General features: G+C 60.7%; 2 protein-coding genes. Both read left to right on the plus strand.

The features are described 5' to 3' along the window. The first annotated feature begins 233 nt into the window (after positions 1-233). Entirely contained in the window at positions 234-974 is a 741-nt protein-coding gene (locus D8U18_RS01390) for a flagellar basal body rod protein FlgF (protein ID WP_056853039.1), read from the plus strand. Positions 975-1,019: 45 nt separating this feature from the next. Continuing rightward, positions 1,020-1,729 (plus strand): flagellar basal-body rod protein FlgG (gene flgG / locus D8U18_RS01395; protein WP_131106855.1); only part of this gene is annotated, 710 nt, incomplete at its 3' end.

Consider the following 1,729-nt stretch of genomic DNA (forward strand, 5'->3'; position numbering starts at 1 on the left):
CGTTCCCACGCAGAGCGTGGGAACGAGCAGGTGGCGGAAGCTGAAGGTTGCCGTGAAGCGGCATGACACCGCCGGTTTTTCGTCTCTGTACAAATCCCCCATCTCCCTCCGAATCCCCTCAAGTCCTTTGTTTACCGGGCCTCGCGCCGCCAAAAACAAGTTGGTCTGCAAATTGCTTATGCCACGTCAGTACAGCAGTGGGCGGCAAACGTCCGGCAGGCAGAGGAAAGATTGTGGACAAGTACCTTTATGTGGCAATGACCGGCGCCAGCCAGAATGCACTGGCGCAGAAGGCTCATGCCAACAACCTCGCGAACATCTCCACCAACGGCTTCCAGAAAGACCTGGAGCAGGCGCGTTCGATGCCGGTGTTCGGCGACAGCTTTCCGGCGCGTGCGTTTGCCATGTCCGAACGCCCGGCCACCGACTTTTCTCCCGGCTCGCTGGTAGAAACCGGCCGCGACCTCGATGTCGCCGTACAGGGCAACGGCTGGCTGGCGGTGCAGAATCCCGATGGCGGCGAAAGCTACGTGCGCACCGGTAGCCTGGTGGTCGATGCACTTGGCGTCTTGCGCGCCGGCAACGGCATGCCGGTGATCGGCAACGGCGGACCGATTGCCGTGCCGCCCGAACAACAGATCGAAGTGGGCGAAGACGGCACCATCAGTATTCGTGCGATGGGTGAAGGTCCTCGCGTGATGGCCGAAGTCGATCGCATCAAGCTGGTCAATCCGGACATCAAGAACATGACCAAGGGCCTGGACGGTTCGATCCACACCAGAGACGGTCAGCCGGCGCAAGCCGATGCCAACGTCAAGCTGGTGTCCGGTTTTCTTGAGTCGAGCAACGTCAACGCCGTGGACGAGATGACCTCGGTGCTGGCCTTGTCGAAGCAGTTCGAACTGCACATCAAGATGATGAACACCGCCAAAGAAGACGACCAGGCCATGGCTCGGGTCTTGCAGATCAGCTAATTACCAGAACGTCGCGCCGTAAAACAGGCGCACGAGGAGAATCGAATGCTTCCGGCTCTTTGGGTTGCCAAAACAGGTCTGTCCGCCCAGGACACCAACCTGACCACCATTTCCAACAACCTGGCGAACGTGTCGACCACGGGTTTCAAACGTGACCGCGCCGAGTTCCAGGACTTGCTCTACCAGATCAAGCGTCAGCCAGGCGCCCAGTCGACCCAGGACAGCGAACTGCCGTCGGGCCTGCAACTGGGTACCGGTGTGCGCATTGTCGGCACCCAGAAAAACTTCAACGCCGGCAGCCTGCAAACCACCGAGCAGCCGCTGGACATGGCCATCGACGGTCGCGGTTTCTTCCAGATCCTGCAGCCGGACGGCACCACGTCCTACACCCGTGACGGTACTTTCCACCTGGACTCCAACGGCCAGATCGTCAACGCCAGCGGCTTCGCCCTGGAACCGGCGATTGTCATCCCGAACGACGCCCAGACCTTCACCGTCGGCAAGGACGGCACCGTGTCCATCACCGTGGCCGGCAACCCGGCTTCCCAGGTGATCGGCAACCTGCAAACCGCCGACTTCATCAACCCGGCCGGCCTGCAAGCGGTGGGTAACAACCTGTTCCTGGAAACCGCCGCCAGTGGTGCACCGCAAGTCGGTACCCCGGGCCTGGCAGGTTTCGGTACCACGCTGCAGAACACCCTGGAAACGTCCAACGTCAGCACCGTTGAAGAGATGGTCAACATGATCACCACTCA

The organism is Pseudomonas sp. Sample_10, assembly GCF_004321495.1.
Taxonomy (GTDB): domain Bacteria; phylum Pseudomonadota; class Gammaproteobacteria; order Pseudomonadales; family Pseudomonadaceae; genus Aquipseudomonas.